Origin of the sequence: Faecalicoccus sp. LCP19S3_E2, assembly GCF_052121255.1 — a bacterium.
In the GTDB taxonomy this organism is placed as follows: Bacteria; Bacillota_I; Bacilli_A; order Erysipelotrichales; family Erysipelotrichaceae; genus Faecalicoccus.
In genome coordinates, this window is sequence record NZ_JBQKEP010000006.1 from 118,135 (window position 1) to 142,550 (window position 24,416).

Genomic DNA, 24,416 nt, shown 5'->3' on the forward strand with positions numbered 1-24,416 from the left:
ATGAATCATTGTGCTCTAACTATCTTTTCTTTTGATGTCTTTAGCATATAAAGGCCTTTGAAACTTAAAATCCAAACTTTTTTGAAGAAAATTTGAAAAAACGTAAAAAAAGGATGTGCATATCACACCCCACACTGATCTATCGATCCAGCAAATCACTGATTGATGCATCAACATCAAAATTCGTTCCTTGATCTGTCCCTTTTTTCAAAGCCATATAAATCAACATCATCGCAGCACCAATGATACAAACACCAACCAGGGAAAGTGATGAAATACCCGCCAAAATAAATCCCAGTGCAAAGAAAACCCATGTTTCTTTTGAAGCCAATACATTAATGACGATCGCAAAGCCTAAAGCTGGAATCAATCCTTTGGCAACACTCAAACCTCTTAATACAACAACCGGGCAGGCAGCAATCAAAGAAATGATCCAATCATTTGGAATCAACACCAGCAACAAAGCCGGAAGCATTACACGCATTCCCTGCATACCTATACCTAATAGCTGTTGTCTTTCCATTGCTTTAAAATCTGCCTGCAATGCCGCTTGATCCATCTTTTGTACCAGTTGGATTGCTTTTGTCCTGCAAAACTTTGTCAAAAATAAACCAATCACCGATAAAGGAATGGCAATCGCAATTGATACAGAAATCACAAAATCTACAGGAAGATTTCCCTGTAATCCATGAACCATCAAAATCGAGGAGGCAATAGAAGCTAACGCTACATCCGGTGCAACCGCCGCACCAACATTAGCCCATCCTAAAGCCATCATCTGCAAATAGCCCCCTAACAAAACGCCTTCTGTTAAATATCCGGATACCAAACCAACTAAGGTACATGCTACTAACGGTTGATGAAACTGAAACTCATCTAAAATTCCTTCTACACCGGCCAAAAAGGCAACAACTAATATAAGCAGGCAAGTTACTAAAGACATGAAAAGCACTCCCATCTTCTAATTAAGTTAACTATACAACAATTCTTCCATTTTTAAAATTTTTCCTGGAAAAGAATCAAATTTTATAAAAACCTGCAATACTGCAGATTTTTATATATATTTTTCTGCTTTCTTGCAGTTTTTTATAGGTTTTTTGTAAAACAAGACTATGTTTAAATAATGCTTATCTTATTTATCTTTTCACCCTATACTTATTCTTTGTCGTATAAGAAATTGCCGTCAACAAACCTAAATCCGTAAATTTTAATACAAAGCTTCGAATCGTGGCATAGGCTGCATCTCCATATGCCTTTTCCAATTCTTTCGTTGAGAATTCTTCCGTACCAAAATAAGATAAGACAAATTTCCATAACTTATCTTCTTTATTTGTGATCTTTTTATGATCTAATACTGATCGATATACAGAAAAAGTAGCCTCCTGTAATGGTTGTTCGATCTTGTTATAAACATTATTTATATAATACAACAAAAATGGTGTTACATCTATTTTATGCGTATAGCGATAATTGTCTGCAATGGTTTGATAGGCATCATAATATTGTTTTCTTGTCTTTTCAATAAAACTGGAAAAAGGAATAAACAATACTGATTGATACCCTCTTTGTACCAAAAACCAAAGATGTACTAATCGGGCCATTCTACCATTTCCATCAAACCATGGATGAACATAAGCGATATAAAAATGAATAATACAAGCTTTAATAAGATCTTGTATGTCATCTTTTTGATTTATATATCCAACCAAAGACTTCATATACGAAGAAACTTGCTTGTAGCTAATTCCGATATGTTCTACTTTTGTTCCTACTACATAAACCGAATCATGACGATATAAATTGCCTTCCTTTAACTGATTTTCTTCATCGAGATATTTACCAATTGCCATCTTATACAACTTATATATATTCTCTTCCGTGATCTTATTGTCTCGGTCTGCAATAAATTCCATTCCTTTTTTTAGACCTTCAATTCTTCTTTCTTCTTCATTCTTAGATGCCTGTCCTGATAAAATAGATCGCACGCTATCTCTGGAAAAATCAATATTTTCTATGGCGGAAGTCGCAATAATTTCTGTTTCCAAAGACTTTTTACTATATAAATCACTTTGATTTTGAAACAATGTTCTAAGTGTAGATGTTTGAATTTTTAAAGGCTCTTCCAAAAACACCATAAAATTTCCCTGTGCGTCTTCTAAAGGAAGTTTCTTATAAAACATAGAAAGCGTATCTAAATATTCCTGAAATGTATCTGAATATTTATTACTCATCTTTCTATAATCCATAAATTTTTTATCGTGAAGAATCTCTAAGAATTTGGTAATTTCCATATAACCTCCGATACTAATTGATATCAATTAGTATCAGTTTATCATTATACTTTTATTTCAGTCAAATTTTATGCCACAAAAAAAGACTCTATATCAAATAAGTGATAGAGTCTTTCCACTTCAAACTTTAATCATTCAGAGTTTATTCATAAATCAACTGAATATGATGTTCTTTAAAAAATTCAATCCATGAATCTGATGGGCATCGATCTGTTACAACATAATTAATTTGATCAAAATCGATAAGCTTCAAAAATGCGATTTGATCAAATTTAGTATGATCAATTAACAAAACTACCTGATCCGCCTGTTCTAACATCACTTTTTTTATTTCTGCTTCACTCTCATAGGAATCAAGTACTCCTTGTTCCATTGTCATCCCCTTGCAACCAATAACCGCTAATTTCGCATTATATTTTCGAATTGCATTTTTGGTAACTTCTCCTTGAAAAGACATAGAATTGTTATTAAAAATTCCACCAGTAGAAATTAAATGCATTTTCATATTTGCCGAATCTAAAAATATCTCAGCAGAATTTGTGACTACGATTAAATTAGGCTCATCCGCTAATAAACGCAACATTTCTAATACCGTAGAACTTGCATCCGCAAATATAACACCACTAGACTTAATCAATGGCAATGCCAAGGTTGCCAGTTTTCTCTTTGCGGCAAAATTTCTTCGTTGTCTTTGATAAAAATATATTCCTTCATGACGAATCGATTCATTCCAGATAGCCCCACCATGAATACGAGTTAAAATTCCATCTGCTTCTAATTTGTCTAAATCTCTTCGTACTGTTTCTTCTGTTATATTCCATTGTTTACTTAATTCTGAAACTGTAACTTTTCCTTTTTCATGTATATATTGCTTCATTTGCTCTAGACGATTTTTTGCCATAACCAAGCCCCTATTCTACCTCAAATTTTACATCGGTATAATTGAAACTGTCAAAATGTTATTTGACTTCTTTTCCATTAGATGATTTTTCCATATACTGTTCTTTATTCAATACCCCTTCTTTAAAGTTTACAATAACATTTGTCGCAGCATCACCAATTACATTTAGCGTTATCACCGCCATGCCCGGCAGATAATTCATTGCTAAAACCAAGGAATATCCAATCATGCATAATTCAGAATTTAAACCTAACCCCATCATAACAACATAAACCATAGTTGTTCCGGCAACCGGGATTGCCGGTGTTCCCATAGCTGTACATATAGACAGAAAAGCTGCCAATACTAAAGTGGCGGGAGAAATATCCAAACCTGCTGCCGAAGCAATAAAGGTAATCGCAATCATATGCATTGCTGTTGTACCATTCATGTTAATTGTCATCCCCGTTGGCAACACAAAACTTGATATTTCCTCAGTACAACCTAATTCTTGCGTACAAGTTTTTACATTTAAAGGTAACGTTGCAGCCGATGAATTTGTTGCAGCCGCAAACAATCCAACTTTAAAAACCTTTTTCATAAAAGGAAGTGGATTCAGTCGAGTGGTTAAAAAGATTCCAATGGGATAGATAGTAGATACCAGAACTAAGCTAACAACTATTGTTGTTATCATCCAAACCAAAGTTGGTCGAATGTATTCTACCCCATATACAGCTAAAGCTCGTGTAATCATACAAAAGATCGCAAAAGGGCCCACTTTATCAATCAAAAAATTCAAAAAAAGTTGTATCACTTCATTTAGACTTTCTATCACTTGTTTTAGCGGTTCTGCCTTGTCTTTTAGATATGTCATACACAATCCCAAAATTAATGCAGTTACAACAACAGATAATATTGCATTGTTGGATGTAAAGGCAGAAAAAATATTATTCGGCACCGCATTTACAATAGTAACCAAAGGATTATATCCTTCCATCGTTGCAATCTCTGCAGCCTGAGTAGATGGTAATACAACATCAAAGCCACCAGTTAATTTCACTCCATAAGCTGCTACTCCCGCTAATGTTGCTGCCGCAAGATAAAAACAAAGATATGTGATAAATGTTTTGATTGCAATTCTTCCTAATTTTTTTGGATCCGCAAGTGAACATAAAGCAAGAGAAAGTGAAGTTAAAACCAAAGGGACAATGGCTAACTGTAAGCCCCGCATAAATATCTGTCCTACAATATAAAACAAGCCAATTCCTTCAATTCCTTTTGTTGTTGTAATATCTTGAAATAGTAGAGCATCAACAAATTTCCAAGCGTTTGATAAATCTCCTGTTGAGTTCTCTCGTAAGATGATCATCAATATACCACACATAAATCCTAAAACAACCGCCCAAATCATACGGCGTACAATCGAGGATTTTCCTTCTTTATTCTTTTTCATAGAGGACTCCTTTTTCTAAAAAAGGTATGAAAACCAAATATTATAGACAGAGGTTTCATACCTTTCAACCATTTATAAGCTCAAATATTGACGATTGTGTTGAAAACGTTTCTTGCGTTTATAAATGATAAATTTTATTATTCTTGATCTAATGCCTCTGCCATTTTACGCATCATAGCTAAATCTTCTTTAGAAAGTACAATGTCGGCAGCAACTGCATTCATCTCTACCTCAGCAGGTGTGGTAGCACCACTTAATAAATTGATAGAATCTCCCTGGTTCATGATCCAAGCTAAACAAAGAGCTGGAATTGACGCATTATATTTTTGAGCCAGAGGCTTCCATGCTTCTAGCATATCAATAACTCGTTCCATATTCCCAGGCTGCCACCATTTTTTATTTGCTCTTGCGTTGCCCGGCTCCGGACGATAATCTTTGGATATAGTACCAGTTAACAGTCCCTGTTCCAAAGGTGAGTATGCCTGCATAGTAATTTTATTTTTTACACATAGCGGAATTAATTCTTCTTCTACAGCGCGATCTAAAACACTATATTTTCCTTGAACAAGATCTAATTGTGTACAATCTAAGTATTCCTTGATTTGATCAATACTTACATTGGCAGCACCTATGGCACGAATTTTCCCTTCTTTTTTCAATTTGTTTAATTCTTCAACCGTTTCACGAATCGGGGTATAATACGGCTCAACGGAAGGCCAATGTGTCATGTATAAGTCTATATAATCTGTACCCAGGCGTTCTAATGATTCTTCGACTTCCAAACGTACAGATTCAGGTGTCAATAATTTATATAATTGACGATCTCCAACTTTATTCCATACACTTCCCTTTCTGTTCCATACAACCCCACATTTTGTTACTAATACGACTTTTGAACGATCCACTTCTTTAAGGGCTTTTCCTACAATGATTTCACTATTTCCAAAATTGTATCCCGGCGCCGTATCAATCAAATTAATACCATTGTTTACAGCTGCTACAATAGTATCTATACATCGTTTTTCATCGAGATCACCGCTCCAAGCAGGACCTCCACCAATAGCCCAGGTTCCAAGTCCCATCTTTGAAACTTGAATCCCTGAATTTCCTAATTCTGCATATCTCATATTGTTTCCTCTCTTCTATACTTCTGGATATTGTTGACGATATTCCCTCATACGTTGTTCAAATACTAAGCGATTTCTTACACCGGTTGTAGCTCCAATACTTTGAATAGCTATAGATGCCGTCACATTTCCATATTCTCCGCACTCTTTTAGTGACTTTCCTTCCAAAAGTCCACTTATGAAACCGGAAGCAAAATTATCACCAGCCCCAATAGTATCAATAGCTTTAATTCCTTTCATTGCCGGTACAATCATACCTTCCTGATTCTGTGTTTGAATATAAGCTCCTCTTTTTCCTATTTTAATCACTACTGTTTTTACACCATAAGACAATAATTTCTTTGCAACGAGTTCTACATCGCTTTCTCCTGTCATCAAACAAGCTTCATCAAAATTCGGGAAAAAGTAATCTACATAACTCAATGCTTCCGAAAAATCATCCAACGTCTCATTTAATCTTGGCTTAATCATATCTGCAGTTATAATCATATTGTTTGATTTAGCTTTTGAAAAAATCTTAACTAGTGCATCATTGTCTAATAAAGGATTGTTGAAAAAACTTGCCAAAGACAATATTTTTGCTTTGGGAACTAAAGCAAGATCAATATCTTTTATCGTCATTTTCCATAGACTTCCATTACGGTTTGTAACAAATGTACGTTCTCCATCCTGAGTAACTAATCCTACATTAATAGAAGTATCTATATTTTCTTTGGTTCGAATACCCTCTACACAAATTCCTTCCCGCTGACAATGTTGAATGATATATTGCCCAGCCGCATCATCTCCAACCATAGTTGCCAAAGCCGTTTTATGACCAAGCCTAGAGATAATAGTCGATTCATTGATAGCATCACCACCAATTGTCATGCTTATTTGCTGCAAAGGATAGGACTCTACGTCAAATATATTTTTACTAACCGGTTGTAAAGGAATATCGATGACAGCAGCGCCTACACAAAGCACATCAAATTGTTTTTCCATAGTTTATAAACTAGCCTTATTTTCATCCCCAAAGAGACGAATCTTATAAAGAGCTCTTTCTTTAATTGCTTGACGAACTAATCTTTCCAATTCCAAGAAAGACTTATCTGTATTTTTTGAGATAGCCTCCATAGCAGCTTGGCAAAGTTCAGTATGAATATTGATTTTTGCGATTCCTAACGAAATACATTTACGAATATCTTCATCCCCGATACCGGAAGCTCCATGCAACACCAAAGGAACATCAACCGCATCTCTACATGCTTTAATGACATCAAAATCTAATTTAGGTTCAGAACTATAAACCCCATGCACATTTCCAATTGCCACCGCTAACGAATCACATCCTGTTCTTTGAACAAACTCTGCTGCTTGTGCAGGATCTGTGTATTTATATTCACTTAAAGCTTCTTCATATATAGTTTCATTTCCAACATGTCCAAGCTCTGCCTCTACAGGAATACCTAATGGATGAAAATAGTCCACTGCTGTTTTAATTTCCTGAATATTCTCTTCAAAAGATAAAGCAGAGGCATCTCGCATAACAGAATTCATTCCATGATTATAAGCATTTTGAATAATCTCCATACTTCGACCATGATCCCAATGGCAAATCACCGGAACAGAAGCTTGTTTTGCCATCGAAACCATCATGTTTGAAAAATCTTCAAAAGATGTATTTCCCACAAATCCTGTACCAAAAGAAATGATAATAGGAGCTTGCGCTTCTTCTGCAGCATCTATAACACCCATTAACATCTCTGCATTCCATACATTAAAGTGTGGAATTGCAAATTTTCCTTCTTTGGCTTTATTTTCCCAATAACGAATATCCGCTAACATTTTTATACCTCTCTAAATCTCTTCTACCTTAATTACACCTTTGATCATATCGGCTTTTTTTACCGGATCAATGGCATCGCTAAACGCTTTTTGTACATCTTTGTAATCATAAACATGACTTACCATATCTTTTACATTAAACTTTCCTCTGGCAATTGCTTCTATAGTTTGTGGGAAGTTATTACAATAACGGAAAGAAGTTTGAATCGTAACTTCTCGATTAATCTTCAAGAAATCAATCGGTACTGGTTTTGAATGCGTACCAACCATCATGATTCTTCCGCCACGCGCTACAACCTGTACGGCCTGATTTGCAGTAAACGCTGAACCAGCACATTCAAAAACTAAATCAACACCATGATCTCCATACCATTGAGAAGAACGAAGAACTTTTACTGCATCCTCTTCTTTTCCGTTTATTACTCTTTTAGCACCTAATTTTAAAGCTAAGTCCAAACGTTTCGGTAAAATATCAACTACTGTAATATCTGTAGCACCTAAACTTCTACACGCCTGTAAAGTCATTAAACCAATCGTACCTCCACCAAAGATAACAATGTGACTTCCAAGCTTTGCCTGTCCTAAAATCGCTGCATGCATGCCTACGGCAGCCGGTTCCACCAATGCAGCTTCCATAACACTCATACCTTCAGGAATCTTATAAGTCCATTCTTCAGGATGTGTCATATAGTTACATAATGCCCCTCTATAATTGGGCTGTGTAGCCATAAAATCTACATCTGGACAGATATTGTATCTACCAGTACGACAATACTCACATGTATCATCTGGTACACCTGGTTCAATCAGCACCTTGTCTCCTATCTTAAATTTCGTCACTTTAGATCCAATGCCTACAACTTCCCCAGCGACTTCATGCCCTAATCCTATTTCTTGATTCGGATCCTTTGGTGGAATAAAAGGACCAAATTCAAATCCATGAATATCAGATCCACACATTCCAACATATTCTACTTTTAATAAAATTTCATTATCTTTAGGTTGTGGAACCTCTGCATCCTTAATTTCAAAATGTTTAGGTTCGACCAATATTGCTTTTGTATTTTTCATAAATAACCTTTCTAAAATAACAGGAAGAAAAAATTGATTTTTAAGGAGAACTTACACTAGAATTTACTTGATCTTCCTAATACTTATTAAACATTTCCAATATCTTCAACCGATTCCCCTCTAGTTTCTACACCAAGGAAAATCACACCAATGGCAATAATCAGAGCTACAATAGCCAGTAATATAAAGACGTAACTTGGACTTTGTGCAGCTAAGGTAGTAACTAAAAATGGAAATAACACATTTGAAACTCGTCCCATCGCATTTGAGAAACCAGATCCCGATAATTTAGCAGATGTAGGCCACATTTCTGGAACATATACGGCAGAGGCATAACAAACATACATGTAGATGATCGTATTCATTAAGAAAGTTAAAATGATTAATCCATTCATTCCAACCAAACCTGCTTGTGTTACATACCCGATAATAATTCCAAACACGGCCATACCACTCAACAATAGAACACCTAACAATTTTCTTGATACTTTATCCATAATCAGAGAAGCAATGAAAATTCCGAATGGAGCTCCAAACAATCCAAATACAGTCATAAATTGAGATTGTGATGTATCATATCCTAATCCAACCAATAAAGAAGGCATCCAATTCATCAAGGTGTATTGAATTGTGTTCATTCCAATCAAAACAAGAGATCCAACAATTGTTCTTCTAAGAAGAGCTCCTTTAAATAAGGCTGAATATGGCAAGTTTTTAACTTCTTTTGGAGCTTCGGTTACTGGTGGCAGCGGCTCACCTGTAGATTCTTCAATTTCTTTCTCGATTCGACTCATGATTTCTTCTGCTTCCTCAACACGGCCTTGCGCTTCTAACCATCTTGGAGATTCTGGAAATTTTTTATAAATCATATAAGTTGCGATAATAGAAAGAACAGATGGAATCATAAATTCCACTCGCCAATTCATGCTCATGCTCATACCTGTACCAATCAGAATTAACGCAATCAAATTACATATAGGATGTGCCCAGTTTCCAATAAATGAAGTTCGACTGGACCATGTTCCACGATTTCTTCCCGGTACATATTCCGTAAACCCTGCAAATAAAACAACCAGCAATGCACCTAGCGCAAAACCTTGTAACAAGCGGAAAATATATAAAATTTCAACATTTGGTGAAAGAGCTGCACCGATCATCACAATAATATGTACAACCTCATATAAAAGGATAGATTTCTTTCTTCCGATTCTATCTCCAATAGGCCCTCCGATTAGTGCTCCAAACAATTGTCCGATTGTATAAGTCGTTCCCCACATAGCCAACAGCATCGATCCAGGTTTTAACCAATGTACTTCATTTAACAAAATATTCTGTACCGCACCACCTATTCCATTTGACCAGCATACTAAAAGTGCAAATGCTGTTATTAGCCACATCTTTGTATGCCATCCAGAATTTGGTAGGCGATCTAATCTTGCGCCAATATTAGCGCCCTTTACATTATCCATTTCCCTATTCCTATCACTTTCTACTCACATGTATTAATGCGTTTTCTACTTCTTTTTGCATAATGTTCCATGCTTTTTCAATATCCTTATCCTTGTTCCATAAAGCCGGTGGTCCTAAAACAACTACATCCGCTCCCGCTTCATATAGAGGGCCATAAACATCTGCATTCATTGATCCATCTGCTTCAATCAAAAAATCTAGTTTCATATCATTACGCCATTGAACTAATGTCTGAATTTTTTCATACATTTGTTCTATAACTTCTTGACCCGCATAACCTGCATCTACAATCATGATCGTAACCTTTGATAAAAGTGGCAAATAGTAACGAATGGTTTCCAAAGAAGTAGAAGGATTTAAAGCAATACCTGCTTTGCATCCTAAATCTAAAATTTTATGAATTGTGACAAAAGCATCACTTTCTATACAATCTGTATGAGGTGTAATATAGGCGGCTCCTGCTTTTGCACATTCTTCTATGATCCATTGCGGATGTTTAACCATCAAATGAGCATCCATTGGTGTTTTTACAACAGGTTTTAATGTTTTCATAAAGTCAGGGCCGATACTATAGGTTTTTACATAATTTCCATCTTTAATATCAATGTGTAAAAAATCTGCTTTACTATCTATAAATTCAACCTGATGTTTAAAATCAAACAAGTCACAACAGCCCATAGATGGAGCCAAATACAATTTATTTCTACTCATTTTCTTTATCAATCATTAAAATCGTAATCATTAGGAGTTTCTTCTTCACCAAATTCAGCTACATCCTTATCCTCTTCATCGTAATGGAAGATAACTTTAACAGCCGATTTATCTGCCATAGCTGCAAAACCCTCTTTCCATTTCGAAAGACCTAAACGATGTGTAATCATTGGTTGCACTTTAATGGCACCAGACTTCAACAATCGAATACTTTCTCTCCATGAAGTAGAATCATAAGCCATGTGCCCAATGATACTTTTGTTCAGTTCAGTGATATTGTTGATTGAAAATTCCAATGGTTTAAATCCCATTCCTACACGAATCACTTCTCCGTTTGGTCTCAACATTTCTAAAGACTGTTTTAAGGCAATGTTAGCTCCTGAACATTCAATAACTAATCCTAGATTATCTCGCCCACAAATTTCCGTGCAACGTTTTACCACATCTTCCTTTGAAGCATTGACGCAATGAGTAGCTCCAACTTCCATTGCGATTGGAAAGCGTGTTTCTACATCTTCTTCTAATCCTACCATAACAATGTTAACAGCACCCATAATACGAGCAATCTGAACAGCAAACAAACCTAACGGTCCTGTACCAAATACAACTACATCTTGACCAGGAAGTAAGCTAGATTGTTGAGCTACCGCCTTATAAGAATTACAAATAGGATCCAATACTGCTGCTTCTTCATATTTAACGCCCTCTGGGATTTCCCAAATGGCATGTGGATGTAATTTCAATATTTCTCCAGGAATCTTCGCATATTTTGTAAAGCCGCCAGATCCACCAAATACTTTATAATTATGATCTAATCCTAATCCGCTCTTATGTTCACAAAGCATAAAATCACCTTGCTCGCATGCCGGGCATTCCCCACAAGCCTGTCCGCTATTATCCGATACAATTCTTTGCCCCACATGCCATTTCTTTACGTTCTCTCCCACTTTAACAATGACACCGGCAAATTCATGTCCTCGAATAGAATCCAATTCTGTTGAATGATTTTCATTGTTCAAATCTGCATACCAATGTTTCATATCTGCACCGCAAATAGCTGCTGCTTTTAATTTAATAACAATATCATCAGGACCACATTCCGGGGCTGGTAAATCAATATAATGATATCCACCAAATTCTCCCTGATCGCTACAATACCGAGTTAATGCTTTCATCTTTTCCTCCTTATGCGTTCGGCCGAAAACGCTTTCTTTTTAAATCATCTGTATTATAACCGCAAATTTTATTATAATCAATATATTTTTCTTTGTTTCACAGATTATTTAGTTTGTTTCAGTAAACTCAGGCGATTGAAAATGTTTAATTCAATACTTAATAAATAGATACTATTAATGATATCAAAAGAGTTTTTCATATGGAACATCACAAAAAAAGCCACTCTTTTTAAAAGAGCAGCTCTTCCAATTAAAACAATAAATCTATTAATAATTTTTCGCAATTCTACGGAATACAGACTGAGGATATCCACATACCGGACAAGCTTTAGGAGCATTAGCACCTGTATATTGGAAACCACAAATTCCACAAATCCAAGTGTCGCTTTCTTCTCCGGAGAATACTTTTCCTTCTTCTACATTGGACAATAATTTCAAGTAACGTTCTTCATGTTGTTTTTCAATTTCAGCTACTTTGTCCATCTGGAAAGCAATCTTAGTGAACCCTTCTTCACGAGCTGTATCGGCAAATTCTTTGTACATTGTTGTCCATTCATAGTTTTCACCAGCAGCGGCTGCTTTTAAGTTATCATCTGTGCTGCCAATTCCACCTAAAGCTTCAAACCACAAACGAGCATGTTCTTGTTCGTTACGAGCTGTTTCTTCAAAGATTTCCGCAATCTGATTCATACCTTCTTTGCGAGCTACGTTGGCGAAATACGTGTATTTGTTACGAGCCTGGCTTTCTCCGGCAAATGCAGTCTGCAAATTCTTTTCTGTTTTAGATCCTTTTAATTCCATTTTCCTATACCTTACCTTTCTTTTGAAGACAATCTGCACATGTTCCATACAACACAAGAGAGTGCGATTCAATGGGAATATGCAACTGATTTTCCGCTTTGCGCTCAATGGAACGATCATAAGGCATATCCACATCAAAGACTTTTTGACAAGTTGTGCAAATCAGATGATCATGTGGCCGACATGTCTTATCAAAAACCTGTTTCCCACTCTCCAACATTAAGCTGGCAATCCGATTTTCATCTTGTAAGATCTTCAGATTTCTATATACGGTCGCAACTGAAACCTCACGATTTTCTTCTTTTAGACCTTCATAGATTTCTTCTACGCTCATATGACGATCTGGATGTGACTGAATATAATCATAGATCCACTCTCTTTGCCTCGAAACCTTGTACATTTTATCCCCTTTTCTAAGAACTGTTCTTAGTTTAAACCTTTATTTATAGAAAAACAAGAAGAAATGGTGAGATACAGCTAACACATTAGCCAATAGTTTACCTGTTTGATTTTCCTATCTTTTTATTCAGTCTAATTGTTCTAAAAACAATTAAAAATGTTTGATTACAAAAACAAAATAGCCTATAATGTTTTTGTAATCAAACATTGAGGTGCAATATGGCAAAAAAAACAGTAAAAATCATGCGAAGTACAGAAAATATTCTTAAACAAATGGGAGAACAGATCAAACTAGCCCGTTTAAGAAGAGGAATTTCGGCAACTCTTGCGGCCGAACGAGCTGGTATTAGTCGCTCTACATTATGGAACGTTGAAAAAGGAAACTCTTCTGTATCTATGGGAGTTTATGCTGCCGTTCTTCATGCGATCAATGGCATGGATAAAGATTTATTATTAATCGCAAAAGATGATGAATTAGGAAGAAAGCTGCAAGATATAGAGTTACTAAAAAAGAGATAGGAGGAATCTTATGGCAAACGAAGAACAAAAAATTTATGTTTATGAAAATTGGAGTCATGATGAACCTCTATTAATGGGGATATTATTTGTATCTAAAAGTAGAGGATCTGAAAACTATTCGTTTGAGTATGATGATACCTGGTTAAAATCTACTTCTATAACTCAATTCATCCTAGATCCTAATCTTGAATTTTACCAAGGCAGACAATATCCAATACATCAAGAATTATTTGGTATCTTTTCAGACTCATGCCCAGATCGTTGGGGACAAACTTTGATGAAAAGAAGAGAACTGATTATCGCTCAAAAAGAAGGTAGAAAACCTAAAACGTTAACTACAAGCGATTTCCTGTTAGGAGTTTATGACGAAACAAGAATGGGTGCCTTACGATTTAAAACAGAAAAGAATGGACCATTTCTATCTGACAACGAAGATGAAGCAGTCCCTCCCTGGGCTACGTTAAGAGATTTAGAAGAAGCTTCCCGTGGTTTTGAAACTAACAGAGAAGACAATATAGAAAAATGGATCAAACAGCTAATCAAGCCCGGATCTTCACTAGGGGGAGCCAGACCAAAAGCCACCATCCAAGATACAAAAGGCGAATTGTGGATAGCAAAATTCCCGTCTAAATACGATGAAACCGATATAGGAGCTTGGGAAAAGCTGACAATGGAATTGGCAAAATTATGTGGACTTAAAGTCCCGCAAACATCGGTTCAAAAGTTTTCAAAATATGGCAGTACTTTTCTGACAAAAAGATTTGATAGAATTGGGAAGAAACGCATCCATTTCTCATCCGCTATGACATTGCTGGGAAAAATAGACGGTGCTTCTGCTCAAGATGGTTCAAGTTATTTAGATATCGTTGATTTTATAAAAGCCTATGGCGCTACTCCAAATCAAGATATTCATGAACTTTGGAAAAGGATCATTTTTAATATGGCTGTTTCAAACACAGATGATCATTTAAGAAATCATGGATTTTTATTGAGTAAAAAAGGATGGATTTTATCTCCGCTTTATGATGTAAACCCTATTCCTTATGGTGATACTTTATCTCTCAATGTCACAGATGATGACAATCGAATTAGTCTACCAACGTTAATCAACTTTTCTGAATTAATTGGAATGGATTCGTTAAAAGCAAAACAAGATATTAAGTTCATTCTGCAAACCGTACATAACAATTGGGAAAGTCTTGCGAAAACCCAAAAAATCCCTAGAGAATCTATCAATCAAATTCGTTCTGCTTTTGATTTTTCTAATCAATATAACAGCTTATAAAAAGTAAAGACTATTATTCTATTGCATTTTCATACAATTGTACATATAATGAAAATAAATAAAGGCTACCCTCTTAAATTAGTTAAAAAACACTTCATCATGGTAATGATCTAATAAATGATCATACATATTGCTTATTGATTGCTTTAAGCGAGGTGGTTATCATGCATACCCTGCAAATTAAAGAGAATCATGTTTACATTCACGGTAAAGAATATCCTATATCTTCTGTATCTAACTGTAAGATCGTAAACATTGATAAAAAGTTTATTGATTCTCCTACTGCTTATCAACATACGATTGCCGATACAGCTATTCCCACCGGATGGTTAAGCCCACCATCTTTCTATATCTGTATCTATATGGAAATCGGAGAGGATAAGCTTGTTGCCCCCGTATCTTATCGCCTGGTACGCTTTCAAACCAAAGAGTACGAAGAAGATAGGGAGCTTGCTAAAAAATCGCTGGAAAAATTGAGGTAAAGATCATGAAAAAAGAATTTCAATCTGTTGTATTTGATGATGAGAATAAGAAATTATCCATTCTTATCGGATCTTCTGGAGAGGTAGCTTATACGGATATCGAAAAAGTATCTGTGGCAAATGAAGATGCCAAATTCAAAGGGAAATCAACACCTTTTGCGCATCAAGTATTAGGTGGTGTTACCTTTATGAGCATTGCGGCAGAACCAAGTCTTTATGTAGGAATCAAGCTTACCTTAAAGGATCATTCTGTACGCGCCATTTATGTTTCGGATATCAAAACACAATTCAATACTTCGATTTATCAAAAAGATAGAGAAGAAGCAGAAGAGATTCAGAAATTGATTCAGGAAAGAATTCAATAAGCCATTACCGGGTGTGGACATTGTCTCAGCCCTGTAATATAGAGAGCCAAAACTATTGCGCCATCGAACACGTAGTTTTTGCTCTTTTTTAGTGGAGCAACCAAAAAGCAGGAGTTAAAAATCTCCTGCTTCTCATTCAATACGTTTTTAAAATTACATTCCTTTGGATTTAAAGATTGCTTCTTCTTAGTATCGTAATGACTTTTCCTTTAATATCGGAACGAGAAATGGGCCCGAAAATTCTAGAATCCTTTCCACCTTCCCGCAAATCGCACAATAGAAAATAACTGTCCGCCGGCACTTTCACAGGAAGTGATATTCCATTCTCATAACGACCGGTTTCATAATAGATATCTGATTCAATCATGATATCTCCATTGATTTTTAAATGGTTGTCTTCAGTAATATCAACTTCATCCCCTGCTCTTGCCACCACACGTCCAAGATAAGTTTTTCCATCCACCTGATAAACAAGTACTTCACCTATATTATAGCTGGGGTCTAAACGATAAAACAAAGATAGATCTCCCGCAAATATCTTAGGCTGCATATCCAAATTATTTACGACATGGAGACCAAAGATCCAGCCAAACATGATGTATAAAATCAAAAGAAGAACCCCAGCTCGCATCAAAAAGAAACGAATTTCCTCCAACGCTCGTTTTTTAGGATTCTTTTTTGGCTTTTGACCCGGACTGGATTCTACGGATTCTTTTGGGAAATACTGTTGTGCTTCTTTTCGCTTTGCCTTTCTAAGAGCCATTCGTTTCTCTCCTGGAACGTCTATATAGAACGACCATCAAGACAATCATGGATGTACATAACATGGCATACATTTGCTCATTCGTCCGTGTTGAAGTATCGGTTTTATCCTTCTTTTCACTGACATCAACTACATTTTGATGATTCATTTGATTGGTAAACGCAAAGTTAGATACCTTTTGCGTATCCCCTTCTTTATAGGCTACAGCATCACATACCAACTCTTGGTTCGAATTATAAAAAGCATATACCGTAATATCATACACAGTAGGATCATAGCTCATATCCTGATTCGATCCAGCCTTTTGATAGAGACGATAATGATGCTCTCCCGCATTCTCAATCAAAATATTTTCTATCGAAGCTTTGCCTTCCTTAGTGGCAACGATGGATACCATCTGCACAATCTTGTATGTGCCACCAGATTCCTTTTCCAGTATAAATTCATAGGTATCCTTGGGCAGTAAATCAGGATACTTCCCATCAACGGCTAGTTCAATATCTAATTTTGTTTTTACCGTTTCCAAGGCTTGTAACGGTTGCGCAAACAAGCTAAAACAAAAAATACAAAAAAGAAAGCCAAACACAATAAAATGTTTCTTTTTTAAAAACATAATCATGATTGAACCTCCTTTTCTGTTTCCGTTAATGTTCCAAATACAACAACCCTTCCATTGGTTGTCGCACTCATGCACGTAGACAACGCAATGATCTTATCCGTCGATTTGACTCCTTGATCTATATACGATGTGGCATTGGCTTTTACATACGTTTGAAACCCTTCCATATCTGACATCACACCAGCTAAGTTATAGATTCGAGTTTCATAAGCACTACATTCCAAAGCAGCATACAATTTCACCGAATAAGTTTTATCCGGTACATACAGTGTTCCCGTGGTATGTTCTTTTAAATAGTTTAAATCCAACATTTTTGTCAGATCCCCAAACATAGCACCATTTTCCATATGATGACCATATGTCATGTTGTAAATATCTGAAAAATCCGATGCATTTTTGGTTGACAGGAATATGGAACCGCTTAGTGCAAATTCACCAAACGGATCCTTATTTACATATTCCATATCATCTTTTCCCTGTAATACAGGATAATCAATATGTGTATTATCGATGGTAATCCAAGCTTTCACATCTGGATTGAGTTCTCGTAAAGCATCGAAGCCTAAGCCATTTTCCTGTCCGGGCTTATACTTTAATAACTCATCGGATATAAAGGCATTATGATTGATACGATAAATATCCCATAAAGAATATAGACCATACGTTAGAAGCAATATGATCAATATAGCCGTCAGAAGCGATACAATTTTATTCCCAAATCGGGCGATTCTTTCTGCCAGCAACATAAAGTTTACTTTTTAGCGTTCGAATTAAGCTTCGTTTTTACGTTTTTTGGCAAACAATGCGATCAAGGCAGCACCCAATCCTACCATAGCTGCAAATGGAGCGATAGTCATTAAGATACCTGTAGGAGGTAAGATAGAATCATTTTCTGTCTTGTTGGTAATTACTACATCGGTTGCATCGTTATTGGCATCGTTAGATCCTACACCGCTATATTTCCATTTCTTACCAGCGTCATCATTTGTCATTTTTTTTGATTGGTCATCTACAGTAATAGTCGGCAATTTAAATCCTTCTACATGGTCTTCGGCGATGTCAATCGTTGCACCTACCGGCAAACCTTGAATTTTGATTTTGTCATTTTTCGCCAATGTTACAGTATGAGTATTGTTACCGTTTGTTGTTTCTACCGTAGTTGCCGAATCACTATTCTTTTGATATCCATAAGTACCGTTGTCATCTGTTGGCAATGTAATAGTAAAAGAATAACCAGCATTGTTTGTTAAAACGCCATCTACTTTTTTCGTTAATGTTACATCATATGTAGAGTACACACTACTCTTTGTTGGGTCTACATTCCCATCTGTTTTCTCTTCCGTAAAACCGGCATCTTTTCCAGTAGAATCACTTGTTTTACTAACAACATAGCCTTTAATTTTATAGGCATCACCATCTTGTTCTACATATACATCGACATTACGTGTTTTGTTCGCTGTGGTTTGTGGAAGTGCATTTGTAAGCTGAGAATTGTCGTTAACCGTATAATCAGCTTCTGTAATCACATAACGATAGATACCTGCTTCAGTAAATGTAATTCCACTAAAATCCAATGCAATATCCTTAGTAACCTTACCCTTACTTGCTGTATCATCTTGGGTAAATACAACATTACCTGTAGTCACTGTACCGTTAACTTTAACCAAATTTCCATCTTTACCGGCTTTTACCTGGAACACTTGATCCCCTTTATCATCTTGTTTAGATGCAAAAGTTCCTGCTTCACCATTGCTAACAGTGTAGCCAAAAGTAACGTTTGGTGTTTCTGGTGTATAATTCGCATCATCTAAATCTCTGACTGTCAAATCTTTTTTAAGATTTAATGTACTTTCCTCTGTCTCATTCAGACCATTTGAATTGGCATCAGTCCCTACAGCATATACAGGGTGTGCAAACGGTGCCACTACCATGGCCGTTAAAGCACTAACAGCCAAACCTTTTTGAAATCTTTTGTTCATTTTCTTTCTCCTTTGACTTTCTTACTTTACAATCCTCGTCTTTTACGGCGTATTAACAAGAATATCCCCGTAGCCAACACAGCATCCAATAGTATGGCCAGTGTAGGGCCCATTGGTACATCCAGTCCCGTATTCGGAACTTTGACCTTAGGACGATACACATACACAACAGTTTGATCTCCTTCTTGGACCGTACCCTTTGCCGGGGCCGAGTCCTCTTTCATGTCGACAAATACATAATCCGTAAATTCTTCCTTTGTCGATTCATATTCGGTACCTTCCAGTCCGTTATCAACCAGGGTAATCTCTTTCGTATCCGGCAATAAATTTCCTTCTGTATCTTCATATCGAACTTTTACAGTGCCTCGCGTTCGTACATATGTAAATGTCATAGAAGTCGATGTATCTGTAAAGGTTGTATATCCACCCCTAGGCGATGCATCATCAGAAAGTACCAGTTTATACTTATTGCCATTGTATTCTAACTTATCCGGTGCGAATTTCTTTTCTCCGCTTTCCGTTAAGCTGGAATCTGTTCCATGAATAGAAACAAACGATCCAACCGTCGCTGTTCCATCTTCTTGTTTGCTGTCTTCGTTTTCTTTATAGACATGATTGACAACAAACGCATCTGCAGCTTGCTGTTCGGTACCGATATATTCCGCTTCCAAGCGCACAGTATCAAAGTTAACGTTTCCAAGCGTATCGCTGATACGACCAAACAATGTTTCGTTTCGAACATCAATATCTTCTCCCGGAGCAACAGAAGCAATCTTCTCACCTTTCACCCCGTTACTGACCTTATATAATCCCCAACCGACAAACTGAGAGTTTTCGCGAGTTGGAACTTCTAACGGTACATGGATAATCGGATTTCCTTCCACATCATACATAAATCGTTCATTTCCATCGGCCTTAGATGTTGCCGCATCCGGGAAATCCGAAGGCGTTTGAACCGTTCCGCCATCCAGATAATAATCAACCGGCAAATGTAGTAGCTCTGCTTCTACACCAATGACATTCATTCCTCCGACAGAAACATATCCGTACGTTCGATCATTTTCTATGGAATTTCCTATTTTTACAAACACAGGTACATTCACAAAGAAATCGCCGGGCTTGGCATATCGATCATCATATTTTGCCTCTCTGGAATTAGGCACAAGGTGTACATCACTAATCGCCATATCTCGATACATGGGCTTGGTATACCCATTCTTTACTTTCCCGACAATGGAAGTTAATGGATCATCTAGTTTTTCTCGATTAAAATCTTTATCCCATTTTGTATCTACACCATTCACATATCGATCATTTGAATTCGCGGTGGCAAACCAAGAAGAATCACTTTTACGCCAATCTGCCGGATCATTGACCGTGGAGGTTTTGTTTTGACCAGAACCTGTTTCATTCACAACAGCAGCATGTACCCATGTATCTTCCACACCATAGTTTAGATACATTCCGACTTTTGACTGATTCGTTGATGCCCATTCAGGTATAGCCTCAATATCCGTTGGTGCATTATCAATTTGAATATCATAGGCTAAACGAAGTGAATTATGCTGCCCTTTATTGTAAGCTGAGGTGTCATCCCAACCGTCACCATCTTTATACTCATTAAATGTATTTAAGCTGCCACGATAGTTATCTGGTTTGGCATCCGTAATCGTGATCGTTACCGTTGCCCCGGCTAGCGGACCATGTTGTACATATGTCTGTGTTTTTTGTCCGATGACATGCCTTTTTATAATATCGTTGTACCAAATGTAAAAACCATTGTCACGATTCTTTTCGCTCCAATACTTTGATCCCCAATAAGGTTCCCATCCTTGTCTTCGTCCAAACGTGGAAACAAGCGTATATTTATTCGCATAGCCAGGGCGATTATTCCAACTCGCATTTACATCTTCATAGTATGGCCGTTTATAGGATGCCTCTTTCGATGTGTTTTCATAAGCAGACGGTCCAAAGCGAGCCATAGGTTGTGGCGCTCCAAACGGTTGTCCATTGATCCATAGAATAGACATGAAGGTAGAATATACAGCAGGTTTATTTCCGCCCCAATAAGTCATATCATGATAAGCTTTGAGGTGAACTGTACTGCCATACGAAGAAGTTTCTGTACTTTCTGTGATTTGTTCACCAACCGAATTTTTGTTGGCAATATCCTGATTGGTAATATTTCCCGTAACAATTTCTGTTTGGGCATAGAAATAATCTTGTCGAACACACGCACGTCCATAACTGTTATTATCAGTTGCTTCCCCTATATTACAGACAGGAAGCCCCGACATCTTCCAATCATCGGCATGTTTGCCATCATTACTTGCCTTTGCCGTGATAGTCAAAGTTTCTTTGACTTCACTTCGGATAGGAATATTTAAATCTTTTGAAGTAATAATCTTGTAACGATATACCGTTCTTTTAGTTGTGGACACATCCTGATCGAAAGCAACTTCCTTTGTCTCAATTATGGGTTTGGCATTTCGTGGAACAGATACCGTAAAATATCCAACAGCACTGCCATTCACTAACTCTAGATGTGGTGGCCCGGTGACAATAATATCTTTGCCATCTTCGGGTTGATATGTAACTGTTACTGTTTTCGCCATATCTAAATATTCAAAATAAATCTTAGAAGCAGTATCTGTACTTAGATAAGAGCGTTCCAAAGCATCTACACTTTCATTGATTCGCTTAATGTAAGCACGTCCACCTCTGGATTCAATACTTTGAATCGCTTCTTTTTTATTGGTTACAGAATCAATCACATAAGCCCGGATAAATCGTTTACCTTCTATTTTCGGTGCAGTGGCTTCGGTAATATCTCCCCCTGCAAAGGAAACCGTTTGCCCTAACGAATTTCCATCTAAATCTACGGCGGATACTTCTACATCCTTGCTTTGCGCATATACCGTCAAATCCGGTGGTACACGAGCTAATATTGTGGTTAATGATAAAAAAACAGCCAGAGAAAAAATCCAGCATTTTTTTAATCCTCTTCTCATTTTCTCACCCTTTAACCTTCCTATTTCATTCTCTATATTGTCATTTTTATTCGTTAAATAAGATCATATTTTGACCTGTTTGTTATTTGAGTCATATAAGACTAATTCATTTATACCATATTTCATATCGCTTTACTAGTATATTATTTTACATTTCCCATTTTTATATAAAAAAATCACAAATTGTGTGATTTAATAGTATCTATCGTACATAAAAAAACTCCTTAAAAATAAGCTATAAACACCTATTCTTAAGAAGTTTTTCAATATCCTTATGAATTATACCTTTATAAACTGATCGACATCCAAAACAAAGATAACGGCTCCACCTACTTGAACCTCTAAAGGAAATGTCGCAAAATGGCTCATATCATAACCTGCTGTATTAGGAACAAGCTCTGTTCGTTTACTGGAATATTTTTCAATGATAGAAATTGCGTTTTTTACTTTTTCATCTTCACATCCACAAATCAATGTAGTATTTCCGGCGCGAAGAAAACCACCAGTCGTTGCTAATTTGGTCACTTGAAAACCATCTTTATTCAAGGCTGAACTTACCATAGGACTGTCATCATTCGACATAATCGCAAGAATCAATTTCATTTTGATCACTTCACTTTCTTTTTATCATTATACTCCTTCTAACACATCCACATCAATTTATTGGTGATACTTCCTTGCCTCGAACAGCAATTGCGGTATAATAAATATTCAATAAAGGGGGTCATGTTATGAAAACAGCACTCGTTTTAGAAGGAGGAGGCATGCGTGGTGCCTATACGTGTGGAACCATTGACTTTCTTCTCGACAACAACATTCATTTTGACGGTGTGATCGGTGTCAGTGCCGGTGCCTGCCATGCGACAAGCTATATCAGCGAACAAAGAGGACGTGCCATTCGTATTAGTGCGCACTATTTAGTAGATAAACGAAGCTTTTCTTTCAAATCTTTGATACAGACAGGTGATTTGTTCAATGCACAGTTCATCTATGATGAAATTCCCAATGTGATCGATCCGTTTGATTATAAAACCTTCAATAACTCTAAAACTCGTATGTACTGCGTTTGTTTTGATTGCGAAAACGGAGAATCAATTTATGCACCGATTCCGCACATTCAGGAAAACATGGAATATATACGTGCCAGTGCCTCCTTGCCGATCATCTCTAAGATCGTAGAGTTTGATGGTCATAAGATGTTAGATGGTGGATTAGGCGATTCCATTCCTTTTGAATTTATGATGGATAAAGGCTATGAAAAAATCGTTGTGGTTTCCACAAAAGTCAGAGGCTATCGTAAAAGCTCCAACAAGCTGATGCCAATGATTGAGAAAATGTACAAAGATTATCCTTATGTGATTGATGCCTGTAAAAACAGACACACTCGATACAATGCCCAGTTTGAAAAAATGGAAGAGTTGGAAAAGGAAGGCAAGCTTTTTGTCATTTACCCCAGTGATACGCACGGCGTAGGACGCCTGGAACAAGATGTCGTAAAACTGGAAAGCCTCTATAAAACCGGTTATCAAGATGCACAAGATTGTAAAGATGCACTTTGCGAATATCTTCAGATCGCATAATGCATCTTTTTTGATGCATGAAAAAAAGTGAGAACCTTAGTCCTCACTGATACTTGCGGCATAATAAGCTAAAATATCTTTTAAAAGCTGAATGCTTCGATCCACCTGCTCTTCTGTCATCTGTTGTACCTGATGATAGTTTTCCAACAGGATCGACTTTGATACGTTATACTTTTCCGATAAATAGGAGATCCAGTCTTCACTTTCCTTGATCTGCTGCTTAGAAATAACTCCTTCAGAAATGATCACACCTGTCAATCCCTTAACTTCTACCGGAACCGACCATTTGACAAGACCGGCATGACAGGAATATGTCTGTACCTTCATGGATTGTAATGCCTGTGTATAGTTTTCTACTGTACACTCATCACAATGTTTTAAAGCACTGTTGCTGGTTTTCAGACATTTACAGAAAAAATTCTTCTCTTTGGCACTGGCACTGACAATATCTGTCTCGTCCTGTACAAAATAACTGTGCAATCCGGTAATTTCATGATAGGCATCCATAGCCTTATAGATTGCTTCCATAGCGTTCATATCTTTCACCCCAATACTAATAGTTCTATCCCTATTAAAGCATTTTTTTGCGGAAAATGAAAGCCTTTACA

Annotated in this window: 25 protein-coding genes; 5 read left to right on the forward strand and 20 right to left on the reverse strand. The window is 36.6% G+C overall.

Features of this window, described 5'->3' with window-relative positions; all coding sequences use genetic code 11:
- Window positions 1-139 precede the first annotated feature (139 nt).
- The 13 genes from ACTQX6_RS07415 to ACTQX6_RS07475 form a co-directional block, all read right to left on the reverse strand.
- On the reverse strand, window positions 140-943 hold the full coding sequence (locus tag ACTQX6_RS07415) for a mannose/fructose/sorbose family PTS transporter subunit IIC (protein WP_117446613.1): 804 nt from the start codon (window positions 941-943) through the stop codon (window positions 140-142).
- Window positions 944-1,136: 193 nt separating this feature from the next.
- A complete protein-coding gene (locus tag ACTQX6_RS07420) occupies window positions 1,137-2,291 on the reverse strand; it encodes a Fic family protein (RefSeq protein WP_441657400.1) in 1,155 nt (384 codons plus the stop codon).
- A 142-nt stretch (window positions 2,292-2,433) separates the two neighbouring features.
- Window positions 2,434-3,192: a DeoR/GlpR family DNA-binding transcription regulator gene (locus ACTQX6_RS07425; protein ID WP_117446615.1), complete on the reverse strand. Its 759-nt coding sequence runs from the start codon at window positions 3,190-3,192 to the stop codon at window positions 2,434-2,436.
- Between the two features lie 58 nt (window positions 3,193-3,250).
- The gene (locus tag ACTQX6_RS07430; RefSeq protein WP_441657401.1) at window positions 3,251-4,624 is read right to left on the reverse strand and encodes a dicarboxylate/amino acid:cation symporter; all 1,374 of its coding nucleotides are present in this window, start codon (window positions 4,622-4,624) and stop codon (window positions 3,251-3,253) included.
- Window positions 4,625-4,761: 137 nt separating this feature from the next.
- The gene (ydjG, locus tag ACTQX6_RS07435) at window positions 4,762-5,751 is read right to left on the reverse strand and encodes an NADH-dependent methylglyoxal reductase (protein WP_117446616.1); all 990 of its coding nucleotides are present in this window, start codon (window positions 5,749-5,751) and stop codon (window positions 4,762-4,764) included.
- Between the two features lie 15 nt (window positions 5,752-5,766).
- Entirely contained in the window at window positions 5,767-6,735 is a 969-nt protein-coding gene (locus tag ACTQX6_RS07440; RefSeq protein WP_168965045.1) for a carbohydrate kinase family protein, read from the reverse strand.
- Window positions 6,736-6,738: 3 nt separating this feature from the next.
- Window positions 6,739-7,578 carry a class II fructose-bisphosphate aldolase gene (locus tag ACTQX6_RS07445; RefSeq protein ID WP_117446618.1) on the reverse strand — a complete coding sequence of 280 codons (840 nt, stop codon included), beginning with the start codon at window positions 7,576-7,578 and terminating at the stop codon, window positions 6,739-6,741.
- A 12-nt stretch (window positions 7,579-7,590) separates the two neighbouring features.
- A complete protein-coding gene (locus ACTQX6_RS07450) occupies window positions 7,591-8,649 on the reverse strand; it encodes an NAD(P)-dependent alcohol dehydrogenase (RefSeq protein WP_441657402.1) in 1,059 nt (352 codons plus the stop codon).
- 86 nt (window positions 8,650-8,735) lie between these two features.
- The gene (locus tag ACTQX6_RS07455; protein WP_117446620.1) at window positions 8,736-10,118 is read right to left on the reverse strand and encodes an MFS transporter; all 1,383 of its coding nucleotides are present in this window, start codon (window positions 10,116-10,118) and stop codon (window positions 8,736-8,738) included.
- A gap of 13 nt (window positions 10,119-10,131) precedes the next feature.
- Complete coding sequence (locus ACTQX6_RS07460; RefSeq protein ID WP_117446621.1) at window positions 10,132-10,830, reverse strand: ribulose phosphate epimerase; 699 nt, start codon at window positions 10,828-10,830, stop codon at window positions 10,132-10,134.
- Between the two features lie 8 nt (window positions 10,831-10,838).
- Entirely contained in the window at window positions 10,839-12,005 is a 1,167-nt protein-coding gene (locus ACTQX6_RS07465; RefSeq protein WP_117446622.1) for a zinc-binding dehydrogenase, read from the reverse strand.
- A gap of 267 nt (window positions 12,006-12,272) precedes the next feature.
- Window positions 12,273-12,806, reverse strand: a complete 534-nt coding sequence (gene rbr / locus ACTQX6_RS07470; protein WP_022790134.1) for a rubrerythrin — start codon at window positions 12,804-12,806, stop codon at window positions 12,273-12,275.
- 4 nt (window positions 12,807-12,810) lie between these two features.
- Window positions 12,811-13,206, reverse strand: a complete 396-nt coding sequence (locus ACTQX6_RS07475; RefSeq protein WP_117446623.1) for a Fur family transcriptional regulator — start codon at window positions 13,204-13,206, stop codon at window positions 12,811-12,813.
- Window positions 13,207-13,424: 218 nt separating this feature from the next.
- Between ACTQX6_RS07475 and ACTQX6_RS07480 the strand changes: the two genes are divergently transcribed.
- From ACTQX6_RS07480 to ACTQX6_RS07495, 4 genes are all read left to right on the forward strand, one after another.
- Window positions 13,425-13,724 (forward strand): helix-turn-helix domain-containing protein, encoded by a 300-nt coding sequence (locus tag ACTQX6_RS07480; protein ID WP_117446624.1) that lies wholly within the window; start codon window positions 13,425-13,427, stop codon window positions 13,722-13,724.
- A gap of 10 nt (window positions 13,725-13,734) precedes the next feature.
- Complete coding sequence (locus ACTQX6_RS07485; RefSeq protein WP_117446625.1) at window positions 13,735-15,009, forward strand: type II toxin-antitoxin system HipA family toxin; 1,275 nt, start codon at window positions 13,735-13,737, stop codon at window positions 15,007-15,009.
- 164 nt (window positions 15,010-15,173) lie between these two features.
- The gene (locus ACTQX6_RS07490; protein ID WP_272001474.1) at window positions 15,174-15,491 is read left to right on the forward strand and encodes a hypothetical protein; all 318 of its coding nucleotides are present in this window, start codon (window positions 15,174-15,176) and stop codon (window positions 15,489-15,491) included.
- A 5-nt stretch (window positions 15,492-15,496) separates the two neighbouring features.
- On the forward strand, window positions 15,497-15,856 hold the full coding sequence (locus ACTQX6_RS07495; protein ID WP_117446627.1) for a hypothetical protein: 360 nt from the start codon (window positions 15,497-15,499) through the stop codon (window positions 15,854-15,856).
- Window positions 15,857-16,025: 169 nt separating this feature from the next.
- Here ACTQX6_RS07495 and lepB read toward each other — a convergent pair whose 3' ends face one another.
- The 6 genes from lepB to ACTQX6_RS07525 all read right to left on the reverse strand — a co-directional run bounded on the left by lepB (window position 16,026) and on the right by ACTQX6_RS07525 (window position 22,831).
- On the reverse strand, window positions 16,026-16,619 hold the full coding sequence (gene lepB, locus ACTQX6_RS07500; protein WP_220412088.1) for a signal peptidase I: 594 nt from the start codon (window positions 16,617-16,619) through the stop codon (window positions 16,026-16,028).
- The gene (locus tag ACTQX6_RS07505; protein ID WP_022790138.1) at window positions 16,609-17,238 is read right to left on the reverse strand and encodes a Spy0128 family protein; all 630 of its coding nucleotides are present in this window, start codon (window positions 17,236-17,238) and stop codon (window positions 16,609-16,611) included. The genes lepB and ACTQX6_RS07505 overlap by 11 nt, the downstream gene beginning before the upstream one ends.
- Window positions 17,235-17,984: a class B sortase gene (srtB, locus tag ACTQX6_RS07510; RefSeq protein ID WP_117446628.1), complete on the reverse strand. Its 750-nt coding sequence runs from the start codon at window positions 17,982-17,984 to the stop codon at window positions 17,235-17,237. The genes ACTQX6_RS07505 and srtB overlap by 4 nt, the downstream gene beginning before the upstream one ends.
- A 24-nt stretch (window positions 17,985-18,008) precedes the next feature.
- On the reverse strand, window positions 18,009-19,217 hold the full coding sequence (locus tag ACTQX6_RS07515; protein WP_441657403.1) for a DUF7601 domain-containing protein: 1,209 nt from the start codon (window positions 19,215-19,217) through the stop codon (window positions 18,009-18,011).
- A gap of 26 nt (window positions 19,218-19,243) precedes the next feature.
- The gene (locus ACTQX6_RS07520; protein WP_320863144.1) at window positions 19,244-22,228 is read right to left on the reverse strand and encodes a MucBP domain-containing protein; all 2,985 of its coding nucleotides are present in this window, start codon (window positions 22,226-22,228) and stop codon (window positions 19,244-19,246) included.
- A gap of 279 nt (window positions 22,229-22,507) precedes the next feature.
- Window positions 22,508-22,831 (reverse strand): cyclic-di-AMP receptor, encoded by a 324-nt coding sequence (locus tag ACTQX6_RS07525; protein ID WP_117446631.1) that lies wholly within the window; start codon window positions 22,829-22,831, stop codon window positions 22,508-22,510.
- Between the two features lie 128 nt (window positions 22,832-22,959).
- On the opposite strand from ACTQX6_RS07525, the gene ACTQX6_RS07530 reads away from it, so the two are divergent.
- Window positions 22,960-23,808, forward strand: coding sequence for a patatin-like phospholipase family protein (locus ACTQX6_RS07530; protein ID WP_320863143.1), 849 nt, complete (start codon window positions 22,960-22,962; stop codon window positions 23,806-23,808).
- A gap of 36 nt (window positions 23,809-23,844) precedes the next feature.
- Here ACTQX6_RS07530 and ACTQX6_RS07535 read toward each other — a convergent pair whose 3' ends face one another.
- Window positions 23,845-24,345, reverse strand: coding sequence for a PocR ligand-binding domain-containing protein (locus ACTQX6_RS07535; RefSeq protein ID WP_022790144.1), 501 nt, complete (start codon window positions 24,343-24,345; stop codon window positions 23,845-23,847).
- Window positions 24,346-24,416: the final 71 nt, after the last annotated feature.